Origin of the sequence: Aequorivita sp. CIP111184 (assembly GCF_900489465.1) — a bacterium.
GTDB lineage: Bacteria > Bacteroidota > Bacteroidia > Flavobacteriales > Flavobacteriaceae > Aequorivita.
The window spans coordinates 1-12332 of sequence record NZ_UEFQ01000029.1; the positions used below are offsets into that span (position 1 = coordinate 1).

The following is a 12332-nucleotide window of genomic DNA, read 5'->3' on the forward strand; positions in this document are numbered from 1 at the left end:
TCTTACCTTTCCGAACAGAGAAGTTAAGCCCGTTTGCGCCGATGGTACTGCATCCTGTGGGAGAGTAGGTCGCCGCCTTCCTTTAAAACCCCCTCCATTAAATGGAGGGGGTTTTTTTATGTGAAAAAGTGAAATATTTTGTAAAATCTTATTCTTAAGGATTTTACACATAAAAATTTTATTAAGATTTTCTTTAATATTTACAATTTATAATGACAGACCAAATGTCTTTTTTTGTTTCCTAAGAGTAAATTTTATATATTAACTAAATAAAATTCATTATTATGAAAAAAACTACTCTTTTCAAAAATGCTGTCCTATTATTAATATTCTTTGTCGGGTCTTTGACCGCACAAGAAAGGATTGCTGTAATACAAAACGGACAAGTACTTTTGCTTGATTCTACTACCGGTGACATTATTGATCCAACATTTATTGCGCTTGATGCTGGAACCCCGAAAGCATTAATTCAAGTAGCGGACGAAATTTGGATTGCATATCAATTGGCAGACAAAATGGAACGATATGATCTTGATGGAAACCTAATTGCTACAATTGATACTGGAATGGACAATATTCGAGGTTTATCAGTAGTGAATGGAACTGAAGTATGGGTTTGTAATTCTGGAACTAATAATGGTGCGCCTGGTGAAGCTATTATTCGTTTTGATTTTCAAGGTAATAATTTAGGATTTTTTCTTACCACACCACAGTCAGACTCCCCATTTGATATTATAGATAATGGTGATGGAGAAGTATATATTTCATATAGCGGAACTAGTAATATTGAGAGACGGGATTATAGTGGTGCTTTTTTGGGAAATATTGTTGAGCAGGGTGTAGTTAATTTTGTCCAACAAATAGAAATTGAAGAGCCAGGTGTGATTTTGGCTGCCGTATTTAGTATTGTAAGTGGTGGAAATCAGAATGGATTATATCGTTTTTCTGAAACTGACGGTTCTATAATTGATTATTGGAGTTTGGGTAATTTAAGGGGAGTTGCCAAACTCGGGAATGGAGATATTTTGTGGTCTAGCGGTGCTGGAATAAATAAATTAAATCCAGATACAGGAGTGAGTGTTGTAATAAGTGGTGTTTCTGCGCAATATTTTGGAAAACTCAACTTGGATGGTTGTGTGACACCAGCTACTCCTACTGGAGATTCTATGCAAACTTTTGTGCAGGGAGCAACTTTGGCTGATATAGTTATAGATCCAACAGATGTTACTTGGTTTGCTACTGAAGTAGATGCAATAAACAATACCAATCCATTACCTTCAAATACTCCTTTGCAGAACGGGGAAACTTATTACGCAGTAAATATTGTTAACGGATGTTTAAGCGATCCTTTTGCTGTAACTGTAACAGTTACTTTAAGCACTACCGAGTTTAACGATGCTAATTTTAGCTATTATCCAAATCCAACCCGCGATAAATTGATGCTAAAACATACTGCTACAATTACTGAAATTTCTATCAGTAATTTATTGGGACAGAATATACTTGATTTGCACCCTCAAAATTCTGATGTAGAATTAGACTTATCCTTTTTGCCTAAAGGAATTTACTTACTAACCGTAAGTGCAAGTGAAAATAGGAAAACGATTAAGATTATTAAAGAGTAAGCAATATATTGAGAACTAAAAAAGGCTGTCATTTACTGGCAGCTTTTTTTTATAAATATTTGTAGGCAAAAATATTGAAGCAAATGCTCTTTTGTTTTAATTCTTAAACCATGAAATATTCTTAAGTTTCTAGTAAAGAATATAAAGGTTAAATTATAAAAAATAAGCTATAAGAACTGCCACTACCACAGCTGTCATTTTGGTAAGATTGAATTTATGATTTTTAGAGCTTTCAAAAAGAATTGTGGTTGAAACGTGTAGAAATATACCAATAACAACGGCAGTTATTTCAGTTTCATAGTGGTGAACAATGTTGTAGTTTGTAGAAATAAAACTTCCTAATGGAGTCATCAATGCAAAAAAGAATAAAAAGAATAAAGTTGTTGACCTACGATAGCCCGCTGTTATAAAAAAGAAAGATAAAATTATTGCTACCGGAATTTTATGAATTATAATAGCAAGTAATAAATTGTTTTCTTCCGAGATGGGAAAACCTTCCATAAAGGCGTGAATGCTGAGACTAATAAACAAAATCCAGGGAAAATGCTTTGTTTCGGAATGTAAATGAACATGCCCGTGTTCTGCGCCTTTTGAAAAGAATTCGAGGAATATCTGCAATAAAATACCGAGCATTATATATACGCCAATATTTTTCGAGGGTGTTTCAAAAACTTCCGGCAATAACTCAAATACAGTAATTGATAAAAGGAACGCCCCACTAAAAGCAAGGAAAACTTCCATATTGCGTAATTCTTTTTTCTTTAAAAATAACGCAATCAGATAACCTACGGCCACGGCCAAAAAAAGAAATAAATAATTCATCAATTGAAAATTAATATTAATCTTTCGGAAGTATTTCTATCAAAATTGTCCAGTTGATAATTTCCGAAAACATTTTTTAATTCAACATTTGCCTCATTAAAGTAGACTTTAAAATCTTCCAAAGTCAAAGCTTTTACACGCTCTGTATAAAAATAGTCTTTTCCTTTGTCATTAAAACGTATGTTTTTTACGATATAATCATCTTCAACATATTTTTCGATGTGAAAAACAATATCACCCACTCTCTTTTTTTCTGAAGGAACTAACTTCTTAATTGCTAATTCAACATTTAAAAAATCAATCACGCCAAACCCAGTTGTTTTTAACTCAGTCTTTATAGATTTGATAGTTCGTAGATTATCAATTTCGTTTTCAAAATATCCAAAGCTTGTAAAAAGATTGAAAACTGCATCAAATTGCTGTGGATAGGGTAAACACATATCGTGCACTTCAAAATGAAGTTTTGGCTGTTCATATTGCTTGGCGTCTTTAATACTCTCTTCGGAAAGATCAACTCCAGTAACATTAAAACCTTGCTTATATAAATATTTGGAGTGCCGCCCTCGCCCACAGGCAAGGTCTAGAATAGTGTCATTTTTCTGTAAATTTAAAAAATTGGTGAGCGTATTCATAAATAGCGCAGCCTCCCTGTGGCCTCTATCTTTGTAAAGCAGATGATAGTAAGGCGTGTTAAACCACGAAGCGTACCAATTGTGTTTTTCTTTTTGCATAGTTTTCGTTTCGCCCTGCTAAAATACTGTATTTTTGCAGGAAATCTGTTTATATATTATGGTAAAGAATTTTAAAATGGTAGCCAAAACCCTTTTTGGGATGGAAGAACTTCTTGCACAGGAACTTCGCCAATTGGGTGCTTCTTCTATTGAAATTGGTATACGAAATGTTTCTTTTGAAGGTGATACTGGGTTTATGTACAAAGCAAATCTATGTTGCAGAACCGCTATTAAAATACTGAAACCAATAACTGCATTCAATATTTTTACTGAAGAAGATCTTTACAAGAAAATTTACGAAATGCCTTGGGAAAATTATATGGATGTAAAAGGCTCATTGGCTGTAAACGCAACTGTTTTTTCTGATGTTTTTACCCATTCACAGTATATTGCTTTAAAAACAAAGGATGCAATCGTTGACCGTTTTCGCGATAGGGAAGGGGTACGTCCAGATGTAGATTTAGATCATCCCACACTTCGTATCAATATTCATATTGATAGAAATATTTGTACCGTTTCACTTGACAGTTCTGGAGAATCGTTACATAAACGTGGTTATAAAGTAGAAAGTACTCTTGCTCCAATTAACGAAGTTTTGGCCGCGGGCATTATAATGCTTTCAGGCTGGAGCGGACAGTGTAATTTTCTAGACCCAATGTGTGGTGGTGGAACAATGTTAACCGAAGCGGCGATGATAGCCTGCAATATTCCTCCAAATCTGAACCGCGAGGAATTTGGATTTGAAAATTGGCCAGATTTTGATGTGGATCTTTATGAAAAAATTGAAGAAGCCGCACTTACGAAAGTTCGAGATTTTCCACATAAAATTTATGGTTTTGATACTGATCCCGTAGCAATAAGTAAGGCTAAAGAAAACATTAAAAGTGCTAACCTGCAGGATTTCATTGAAGTGAAACAACAGGATTTTTTCGAAAGTGAAAAGGAAAGTGACAAACCACTATATATTGTTTTTAACCCGCCGTATGATGAACGTATTTCTTTAAGTGATGTTGAAAATTTTTACAGTTCCATCGGTAACACTTTAAAACGAAGCTATTCCGGAACGCAGGCGTGGATGATCACTTCAAATATGGAAGCATTAAAATTTGTTGGACTTCGTCCTTCAAAAAAAATTAAGCTCTTCAATGGAAAATTGGAAGCGAAATTGGTGCGTTACGAAATGTATGAGGGTAGCAAAAAAGCGAGTAAACAATAAGTAATTAGCTAATTAATAGTATTTACTTAGTTTAAGGGTTTTGGGTTTCTTCTTTTGGAGCTTCAGTTTTCTTAAAAATTGGAATTAGATAGGAAATTGAATATCCATATCCTACTCCGAATTTACTATAATCATAGGTTCTGTTGAAACCGGGAATATATAAATTGGCGAAATTTTCCGGTTGGTCTTCTGTGATTCTTCTTTTAATTTGAGCGTTTATTGAAAGATAAACATTGTTGAATATTTCGGTTTTTACGCCAATAATAACTTCGGCCCAATGTGCGGTCAAACCACTAAACTCTTGTGGCTCATTTATAACTTGAGATGGAAATGCAGGATTATCAGTATAGATTCTGTAACTTAAAAGTTCCTGTTTAAAAGTTGAAAAACCATAGCGGAGTCCAAGTGTAATTGCGTTTTCCATTCCCAACCAGTTTTCATAAGCATTGTAATCAAAACCTATTTTAGCATAGCTTCCACTGGTTTTTGATGTAACGTAAGGCTCTATCCAATCTTTCTTTTCATTACCAAGTTCCAAAGCTGCATAGAACTTTTTTGTCACCCTGAAATCGCCCATAATTTCAAAGCCGGAATAACCATCTTCAATCAGCGTTCTTATGGGTTTTGCTAAATCTACTCCCACACGTATCCCGTATTTTTCAATTTTAGGAACTGTATCGGTAGTTGTTTCATTTTTCTTTTGCGCCAAAGAAATTTGGGCGCTACAAAAAAGACTAATGAAGAATAGTAAGGTGAGCTTCGTTTTCATCATTAATAGTGTCTCTAATTGTTATAATATCTTGAATCCAGTTTTCGGTTCCTTCTTCCTCCAAAGTTGTATCCAGATTGTCAAATTCCGTTTTAAAACCACAGGCACGGGTTACATAGCTATTGTTACGTTGGTAAACAAAAACAATACTATCTACATTTCTAATAGTATCTGTAGTTGTTATTGTGGTTCGAATAAACTTGTATTTTGTGGTGTCAGAATTTATGTTAAGCGGAATAGCAATGGAATCTGTAGTAGTCCGAGCCAAAACCTCCAATGTGTCAGCATAATTTGTTACAATACTTAAACCTTCCACTTGCTTGCGGTTTGCAGGATTCACAATATCATTAAAGGTAATTATCAAATTAGGAGTAGTGGCAGTTCCTTCCGGACAGATATCATCCTTTGTACAGCCCTTGAAGGCAAATATTATAAGGATGAGTACAATTATTCTTTTGATCATATTTTAATTTTCATTTTCAGAAAAAATCAGCGCTTCTCCAAAAGTACAACATTTTCCACGTGATGCGTCTGTGGAAACATATCTACTGGTTGCACCTTTGTCACTTTATATTTTGAATCTAATAGCGCCAAGTCACGTGCTTGGGTGGCGCTGTTGCAACTTACATACACAATTTTTTCGGCACCCAAATTCAATAATTGCCCAACAACATCGGCGTGCATGCCGTCTCGCGGGGGATCTGTAATAACTACGTCTGGTTTTCCGTGTGTATTTATGAATTCTTCATTGAAAACTTTTTTCATATCGCCTACAAAGAACTCAACGTTTTCAATATTATTTAATTGCGCGTTTTGTTTTGCAGCTTCAATTGCGTCTGGCACAGCTTCTACACCAATTACTTTCTTCGCTTTTTTAGCGATGAATTGTGCAATAGTTCCTGTTCCTGTGTAAAGATCATAAACTAGTTCATTTCCGCTCAAACCTGCAAAATCACGGGTTATTTTATAAAGCTCATACGCTTGCTCGCTGTTGGTTTGGTAAAAAGACTTAGCATTTATCTTAAACTGTAAACCTTCCATTTCTTCAAAAATATGATCCCTTCCAAAGAAAAGTTCAATTTCCTGATCATACAGCGTATCGTTTCCTTTGGAATTGATTACATATAAAAGAGATGTAATCTGTGGAAATTCTTCAGCAACAGCTTCCAACAATAACTTTCTATTTGCTTCGTCTTCGTGAAAAAACTGCACCAAAACCATTACTTCGCCAATAGAAGTAGTGCGGATCATCAAAGTCCGCAAAAATCCCTCCTGATTTCTAGTATTGAAGAAAGATAGCTTTAGTTCTTCTGCTTTGGCTTTAATAAAATCGCGGATTGCATTACTCGGGTCTGCTTGCAGATAGCAGATTTCTAAATCCAAAATTTTGTCCCACATTCCAGGAATATGAAAACCTAGTGCATTTCGATTTCCTATTATTTTGTCGCTTTTAATCTGTTCCAGCGTTAGCCACTTGTTGTCGCTAAAACTGAACTCCATCTTGTTGCGATAGAAATATTGCTTTTCGGAACCGAGGATTGGTTGAAAATCCGGCAATTCTACTTTCCCAATACGCTGTAGGTTTTGTTCAATTTCTTTTTGCTTATAAAAAAGTTGATGCTCATAGCCAAGATTTTGCCATTTACAGCCGCCACAAGTCCCGAAGTGTGGACAAACGGGTTCCACTCTTTTTTCGGAATATTTTGAAATTGAAAGTACGTTAGCTTCGTAAAAAGCTTTTTTCTTTTTAAAAGTTTGTACCGTAACCACATCGCCCGGAACTGCATTATTTATGAAAACCACGCGGCCATCCGGCGCTTTGGCAACGGCTTTTCCTTTTGCCCCAGCATCAATCACTTCAAGGTTCTCAAAAATCACTCTATTGTTTTTTCTAGCCATAGGCGCAAAAATAGTATAAATGGAACTTTTAAAACCTTTTGAAGCTTCAAAAATTGTGGGATTAATTTAGTAATTTGCAAGCCACGGAGGATTCCGCTCCGAAAAGCAGGAATCAATTATATTTTACTTTAAATTATTACAATCTTATGTCAGTTTTAGAGCAAACAGCTTCTCAAAAAGCTATCGAATTGGAAAACAAATACGGAGCCCACAACTATCATCCGTTACCCGTGGTTTTGAACAGGGGAGAAGGTGTGCACGTTTGGGATGTTGACGGCAAGAAATATTACGATTTTCTCTCGGCATATTCTGCGGTAAATCAAGGGCATTGCCACCCAAAAATTGTGGATGCGATGAATGAACAAGCAAAAACGCTTACATTAACTTCTCGTGCATTTTATAATGATATGCTAGGAAAGTATGAAAAATTTGCTTGCGACTTTTTCAATTATGATAAATTACTTCCAATGAATACTGGTGCCGAAGCAGTGGAAACTGCTTTGAAAATTTGTAGAAAGTGGGCGTATGAAAAGAAAGGCATCAATGAAAATGAAGCCGAAATTATTGTTTGTGAAAACAACTTCCACGGAAGAACTACTACTATTATATCTTTTAGTAACGATCCTATAGCGAGAAAGCATTTTGGTCCATATACCAAAGGATTTATAAAAATAGAATACGACAATATAGAACAGCTACAACAACATTTGGAAAGCAATAAAAACATTGCTGGTTTTCTTGTGGAACCTATTCAAGGGGAAGCGGGTGTGTTCGTTCCTTCCGAAGGATATTTAAAAAAGGCCAAGGCACTATGCGAAAAGCACAACGTACTTTTTATTGCAGATGAAGTGCAAACAGGAATTGCCCGAACAGGTAGACTATTGGCCACTTGCGGAGATTGTAGTTGTCCAGATAAAAATTGTAGCGGCACACCAGATGTAAAAGCCGATATTTTAATTCTTGGAAAGGCGATGAGCGGTGGCGCGTATCCAGTTTCTGCCGTTCTTGCGAATGATAATGTAATGAGTGTTATAGAGCCTGGAACACACGGTTCTACTTTTGGAGGAAATCCTGTGGCTGCTGCCGTAGCTATTGCCGCACTCAGCGTTGTTCGTGATGAAAATCTCGCTGAAAATGCGGAACGCCTTGGAAAAATTTTCCGAAGTGAATTGAACAATTACATAGAAATTAGTAACATTGCAAAATCTGTCCGCGGAAAAGGTCTGCTGAATGCGGTTTTAATTAATGATTCTGAAGACAGCGACACAGCTTGGAACATTTGCTTAAAACTTCGCGATAATGGTTTACTTGCAAAACCAACCCACGGAAATATTATTCGTTTTGCACCACCGTTGGTTATGAACGAAGAACAGTTGAGGGATTGTGTTTCTATAATTATTAAAACTTTAAAGGAGTTTGAAAAATAAAACACTTTTCATATACGAAGTTTGATATGTTCAAACAGAGTTACAAATAAAAACGGCCCCGAGAATATCGGGGCCGTTTCTTTTATTATGGGAAATTTTAAACTCTCTGGTAGAAGAGCTTAATTCTTATTGATTGTGAACAATAGCTTTATAGTCTATTGCAATATCTTCCGAAGTCATTAGTTTCACTAAATAGACACCATCACTTAAGTTACCGGTGTAGAAACTGTATTTGTTATTATCACCCAAGTTTGATTCGGAGATCACCAATTTACCGCTCATATCATATACTAAAGCAGTTTTAATGGTATAGCCTTCTGGGTTGCCAACTTCCAATTGTTGTTGTGGATTGTTTTGGAAAAAAGTTACGTTTTCACGAACAACCACTGTTCTTTCCAATTCAGTTTTAGGTATATCACTCTTAATATTCGGATTGCGGAAAACGATAAAGAATCTGTTGTCATAAGTACCCGCTGGCAGAGTTAGAGTAGGTCGAGTAGTAGCTGCTAAGCCTAACTCTTTATAAGTATTTTCTTGGTTGTCAAAAAGATAAGCATGTTGATATGGTTTTTTAATCTCTTCTTGAACGCGCAATGCTATATTCGTTTGTTTATTTAATTTAAAAGCGATTGGCACTTGTTTGTATTTATTATACTTTATTCCGTTTATAACATATGGTTTACGGTTATTGTCATTGCCTATAGGAAAATACGCGTCCGTTTTTAAATCTTGTGCGCTTAACCCATCTAGACCGCGATCATAGCCATCTGTTGCTTGGTCATAAAACGCTAATACCATATCTCTGGTTACTGCATCATCAAAAACGGTCCATAAACGCATCATTGGCGTACGATAATCTACTGTTCCTGTTGTTTCTGAATCAGTTGATAAAGTTGGGGTTCCATTTAGGTTTTCTTCAGTTGCGGTATTATCAACAATGTTTGGCCTTTGAAAAACCGAACCATTTGCTAGACCTTCTCTTACAAATACTCTATGTAAGTTTTTAATGGTAATAAAACCAACAGCATCACCCACAAGCATAATACCTTGTCCGACTGGAGCAAACCGTTTACCTTGAACAGCGGACGGTGTACTTCCTGGAGGGGAAGTTCCTCCCCCTGAAGTGTATATTCTAAAAGGTGAGGAAGTATAAATACCCATATTGTTTCCATTAGAAGGATCGTTATCCGTATCTTCTGGGCCTACAGCATATACTCCATATCCAAAGGGCTTTCCACTATAATTATGGGACCCAACACTTCTGTCTTCATCATAATACCAAAACGTTTTAAGTTCAGTATTGTCTGAATCGTAAAAAAGTTTGTTAAGGTCTAAAGCAGAAGGATAAGGGTTTCCGGAAAGTGTCATTAAATCAATACCTACTGGAATATTAAAATCACCACTGTTGGGTCTTCCTCTAAAATCATAGTTAAAGTTGTCACCCGGTAAATAGTTGCCAACTCCTTTCATAGTATAGCCAAATCCTGGAGGTGCACTATTGCCTCCGTTAATTCTTCTATAATGGCTTTCTATCTCCGTACCGGGAGTTTCAAAAGTATATAACCATCTCGTAGAAACGGTAAAGGGACTCAAAATGCCATCAGGTCCAGTTGTGGTTAGTGCCAATGTTGCAGATGTGGCAGATGTTGGTTGATATACGCTACCAATACCAAAATTCGTATTACCTATGCTCGACCCAATAACTGTGTTACCAATTGGAGAACACCATAAATAATATCCCCATCTATTAGTCTCAAGCGTATTTTGCTGTACTGAAAGCTGACCATTACCAGTATTTGTAGACGCAACTCCAGACTGTATTAATTGTCCATTGTTGCGAAGGTAGATACTTGCTTCTGTATTACTTGGGCCACTAGGATTTCTGGTCAGATTTATTTCGTTCTTTACATAAAGTACTTGATCATTCACATAGACATATGAATCAGCACCAGCAGTAGTGGGCTTCACGGTTAATTGAGCAAAAGCGCCAAAAGATGTTAAAAGTAATGTAGAAAAGAGTAGTAGGTTTTTCATATTTTTACGGTTTATAAAAGCATTTGATGTGGGGCAACAAACCTTTTTAGAAGGCTTAAATTTAAAAATAAAAAATTAATATGCATATTATAAGTTACAAAAATACGCAAATTTTTCGTTTTTAGAGGTTTAGCCCCTATAATTCGTGCCTAAGGAAGGATTTTTTTAATTATAAAAAATAAAGTAATTTTTTTATGGAGAAAGGTGATAAGGTTTCAGTGCTTGATGATGCCATATCTGGCGTGGTTACTGCTGTGAAAGGTAATGATGTAACTATATTAACAACAGATGGTTTTGAGTTGGATTTCTTAAAAAATGAACTTATCATCATGGATGGTTCTCTTTCAAAAAGAGAACTGGCACAGATGGATGTTTCTTCTATAATTTCTGAAAAAGAGCAAAAAAAACCTGGAAAAACCCAACGTATAAAGCCAAAGGAGCGAAGCTTGCCGCCTATGGAGGTAGATTTGCACATAAATCAATTAGTGCCAAAAACCCGCGGGCTGAACAATTATGAAATGCTCACCATTCAGCTTGATGCTGCAAAAGGGCAGTTAGATTTTGCTATTTCAAAACGTATTCAAAAAGTGGTTTTTATACACGGTGTGGGTGAAGGCGTTTTGCGCACGGAACTGGAATATCTTTTTAACCGCTACGACAATGTAAAGTTCTATGATGCCGATTTTCAAAAATACGGTCGTGGTGCGACCGAAGTTTATATTTTTCAGAATAGTGGTAATTAGAATTTAGTAGTTAGTAGTGAGAAGTGAGTATTTGGTAGTGTGGGAGCCTTTTGTTTTTAAGAAAACCAAATTAAATATAGACTCAAGTAGTTCTAATAATTTCTATAATTGTTTCTTTCAGTTTGTCCTATGCCAAACAAATTCCCACTAATTGATACTTAATTTATAATTCCGGTCTAATTGTTTTGTCTTTAGTTTCCACGTTTTCAATAGTCCCCATAGTCAGTGTTTCCTGAGTAATTTCCTCTTCACCATTTATTAGCACCACATTTTTCAGGGTAATTTTAACGCTTTTAAAAATTTTATAAGTGTGAACGCGGTATTGGGTGATTTCATACGTTTCAGACACAGCGGGATTCAAATAATCTGGCCCTACTGAAGTATCTGAAACATCATTGGTGGGGTCTAAGTCCATGTCTTTGTCTTCGTCACGGGTTAGTACATTGTCGTTGTCATCATCAGCGTCAAGATAATCGGGGATTCCATCGCCATCGGTATCTTTAGGGTTTGTAAAGGGATCGTTATCACCATCAGCATTTTCAGTGTCCAGCTCCCTTGCCGTAGGTACGTTATCTCCATCATCATCCAAATCATAAATATTTGGAAGTCCATCGCCATCGGTATCTCCATTAAACTCTTTTTCTTCGGGCACGCCATCATTGTCATCATAAACAAAGGTTGTTGCAAATTCAGCTGTACCGGAGGCGGCGAGATAATCTACCGTTACGTTTGGCGATGTAGGCGGGATGCTACTGCAAAAATAGGTGGTGCCCAAAATACCGTCATAAGTTCTGTAGTTTACAAAATTTGTAGTGCCATTCAAAATATAGGATTTGGTTTCTGCGGTTTTATAAATGCTATCCGTAACACCCAATTTTAAGGAAAGGCTTTCCAGTGCTTCCGGGTTCACTTTATAAAAAACATAATTACCAACATTGCCGCACGATTTTAATTCGGCATCGTCAAAATTAAAAGTTGTTACAATAATATCGCCGTCATTGCAGCTATGCAAAATGAGGGAAACTATAAAAAGGAAAAGAATTTTTTTCATCGTAAATTAAAATCA

At 36.0% G+C, this 12332-nt stretch carries 11 protein-coding genes; 4 read left to right on the forward strand and 7 right to left on the reverse strand.

What is annotated here, in order from left to right:
- The first annotated feature begins 284 nt into the window (after positions 1-284).
- Positions 285-1625, forward strand: a complete 1341-nt coding sequence (locus AEQU1_RS13940; RefSeq protein ID WP_111882079.1) for a T9SS type A sorting domain-containing protein — start codon at positions 285-287, stop codon at positions 1623-1625.
- 153 nt (positions 1626-1778) lie between these two features.
- On the opposite strand, the gene AEQU1_RS13945 is transcribed toward AEQU1_RS13940, so the two are convergent.
- Complete coding sequence (locus tag AEQU1_RS13945) at positions 1779-2447, reverse strand: ZIP family metal transporter (protein WP_111882082.1); 669 nt, start codon at positions 2445-2447, stop codon at positions 1779-1781.
- The gene (locus AEQU1_RS13950; protein WP_111882083.1) at positions 2447-3178 is read right to left on the reverse strand and encodes a bifunctional 2-polyprenyl-6-hydroxyphenol methylase/3-demethylubiquinol 3-O-methyltransferase UbiG; all 732 of its coding nucleotides are present in this window, start codon (positions 3176-3178) and stop codon (positions 2447-2449) included. The genes AEQU1_RS13945 and AEQU1_RS13950 overlap by 1 nt, the downstream gene beginning before the upstream one ends.
- A gap of 58 nt (positions 3179-3236) precedes the next feature.
- On the opposite strand from AEQU1_RS13950, the gene AEQU1_RS13955 reads away from it, so the two are divergent.
- The gene (locus tag AEQU1_RS13955) at positions 3237-4394 is read left to right on the forward strand and encodes a class I SAM-dependent RNA methyltransferase (RefSeq protein WP_111882085.1); all 1158 of its coding nucleotides are present in this window, start codon (positions 3237-3239) and stop codon (positions 4392-4394) included.
- A gap of 31 nt (positions 4395-4425) precedes the next feature.
- On the opposite strand, the gene AEQU1_RS13960 is transcribed toward AEQU1_RS13955, so the two are convergent.
- From AEQU1_RS13960 to rlmD, 3 genes are read right to left on the reverse strand one after another with little or no spacing between them, the layout of a single operon-like run.
- The gene (locus AEQU1_RS13960) at positions 4426-5166 is read right to left on the reverse strand and encodes a DUF6048 family protein (protein ID WP_309300265.1); all 741 of its coding nucleotides are present in this window, start codon (positions 5164-5166) and stop codon (positions 4426-4428) included.
- A complete protein-coding gene (locus AEQU1_RS13965; RefSeq protein WP_111882088.1) occupies positions 5129-5626 on the reverse strand; it encodes a DUF6452 family protein in 498 nt (165 codons plus the stop codon). Before AEQU1_RS13965 ends, AEQU1_RS13960 begins: the two co-directional genes overlap by 38 nt.
- Before the next feature lie 26 nt (positions 5627-5652).
- Complete coding sequence (gene rlmD / locus AEQU1_RS13970; protein WP_111882090.1) at positions 5653-7062, reverse strand: 23S rRNA (uracil(1939)-C(5))-methyltransferase RlmD; 1410 nt, start codon at positions 7060-7062, stop codon at positions 5653-5655.
- Between the two features lie 146 nt (positions 7063-7208).
- Here rlmD and rocD point away from each other — a divergent pair, with 146 nt between their 5' ends.
- Positions 7209-8489: an ornithine--oxo-acid transaminase gene (gene rocD, locus AEQU1_RS13975; protein WP_111882220.1), complete on the forward strand. Its 1281-nt coding sequence runs from the start codon at positions 7209-7211 to the stop codon at positions 8487-8489.
- A 126-nt stretch (positions 8490-8615) separates the two neighbouring features.
- On the opposite strand, the gene AEQU1_RS13980 is transcribed toward rocD, so the two are convergent.
- On the reverse strand, positions 8616-10523 hold the full coding sequence (locus AEQU1_RS13980) for a T9SS type A sorting domain-containing protein (RefSeq protein ID WP_111882092.1): 1908 nt from the start codon (positions 10521-10523) through the stop codon (positions 8616-8618).
- 194 nt (positions 10524-10717) lie between these two features.
- On the opposite strand from AEQU1_RS13980, the gene AEQU1_RS13985 reads away from it, so the two are divergent.
- Complete coding sequence (locus AEQU1_RS13985; RefSeq protein WP_111882093.1) at positions 10718-11266, forward strand: Smr/MutS family protein; 549 nt, start codon at positions 10718-10720, stop codon at positions 11264-11266.
- A 163-nt stretch (positions 11267-11429) separates the two neighbouring features.
- Here the strand turns inward: AEQU1_RS13985 and AEQU1_RS13990 are convergent, their stop codons facing one another.
- Entirely contained in the window at positions 11430-12317 is an 888-nt protein-coding gene (locus tag AEQU1_RS13990) for a hypothetical protein (protein WP_111882095.1), read from the reverse strand.
- Positions 12318-12332: the final 15 nt, after the last annotated feature.

Excerpts from the sequence above, each read along its gene's own strand:
- AEQU1_RS13965 (WP_111882088.1), bottom strand. The coding sequence starts at position 5,626 with ATGATCAAAAGAATAATTGTACTCATCCTTATAATATTTGCCTTCAAG.
- AEQU1_RS13950 (WP_111882083.1), bottom strand. The coding sequence starts at position 3,178 with ATGCAAAAAGAAAAACACAATTGGTACGCTTCGTGGTTTAACACGCCT.
- AEQU1_RS13985 (WP_111882093.1), top strand. The coding sequence starts at position 10,718 with ATGGAGAAAGGTGATAAGGTTTCAGTGCTTGATGATGCCATATCTGGC.
- AEQU1_RS13990 (WP_111882095.1), bottom strand. The coding sequence starts at position 12,317 with ATGAAAAAAATTCTTTTCCTTTTTATAGTTTCCCTCATTTTGCATAGC.
- AEQU1_RS13940 (WP_111882079.1), top strand. The coding sequence starts at position 285 with ATGAAAAAAACTACTCTTTTCAAAAATGCTGTCCTATTATTAATATTC.
- rlmD (WP_111882090.1), bottom strand. The coding sequence starts at position 7,062 with ATGGCTAGAAAAAACAATAGAGTGATTTTTGAGAACCTTGAAGTGATT.
- rocD (WP_111882220.1), top strand. The coding sequence starts at position 7,209 with ATGTCAGTTTTAGAGCAAACAGCTTCTCAAAAAGCTATCGAATTGGAA.
- AEQU1_RS13955 (WP_111882085.1), top strand. The coding sequence starts at position 3,237 with ATGGTAAAGAATTTTAAAATGGTAGCCAAAACCCTTTTTGGGATGGAA.
- AEQU1_RS13960 (WP_309300265.1), bottom strand. The coding sequence starts at position 5,166 with ATGATGAAAACGAAGCTCACCTTACTATTCTTCATTAGTCTTTTTTGT.
- AEQU1_RS13980 (WP_111882092.1), bottom strand. The coding sequence starts at position 10,523 with ATGAAAAACCTACTACTCTTTTCTACATTACTTTTAACATCTTTTGGC.
- AEQU1_RS13945 (WP_111882082.1), bottom strand. The coding sequence starts at position 2,447 with ATGAATTATTTATTTCTTTTTTTGGCCGTGGCCGTAGGTTATCTGATT.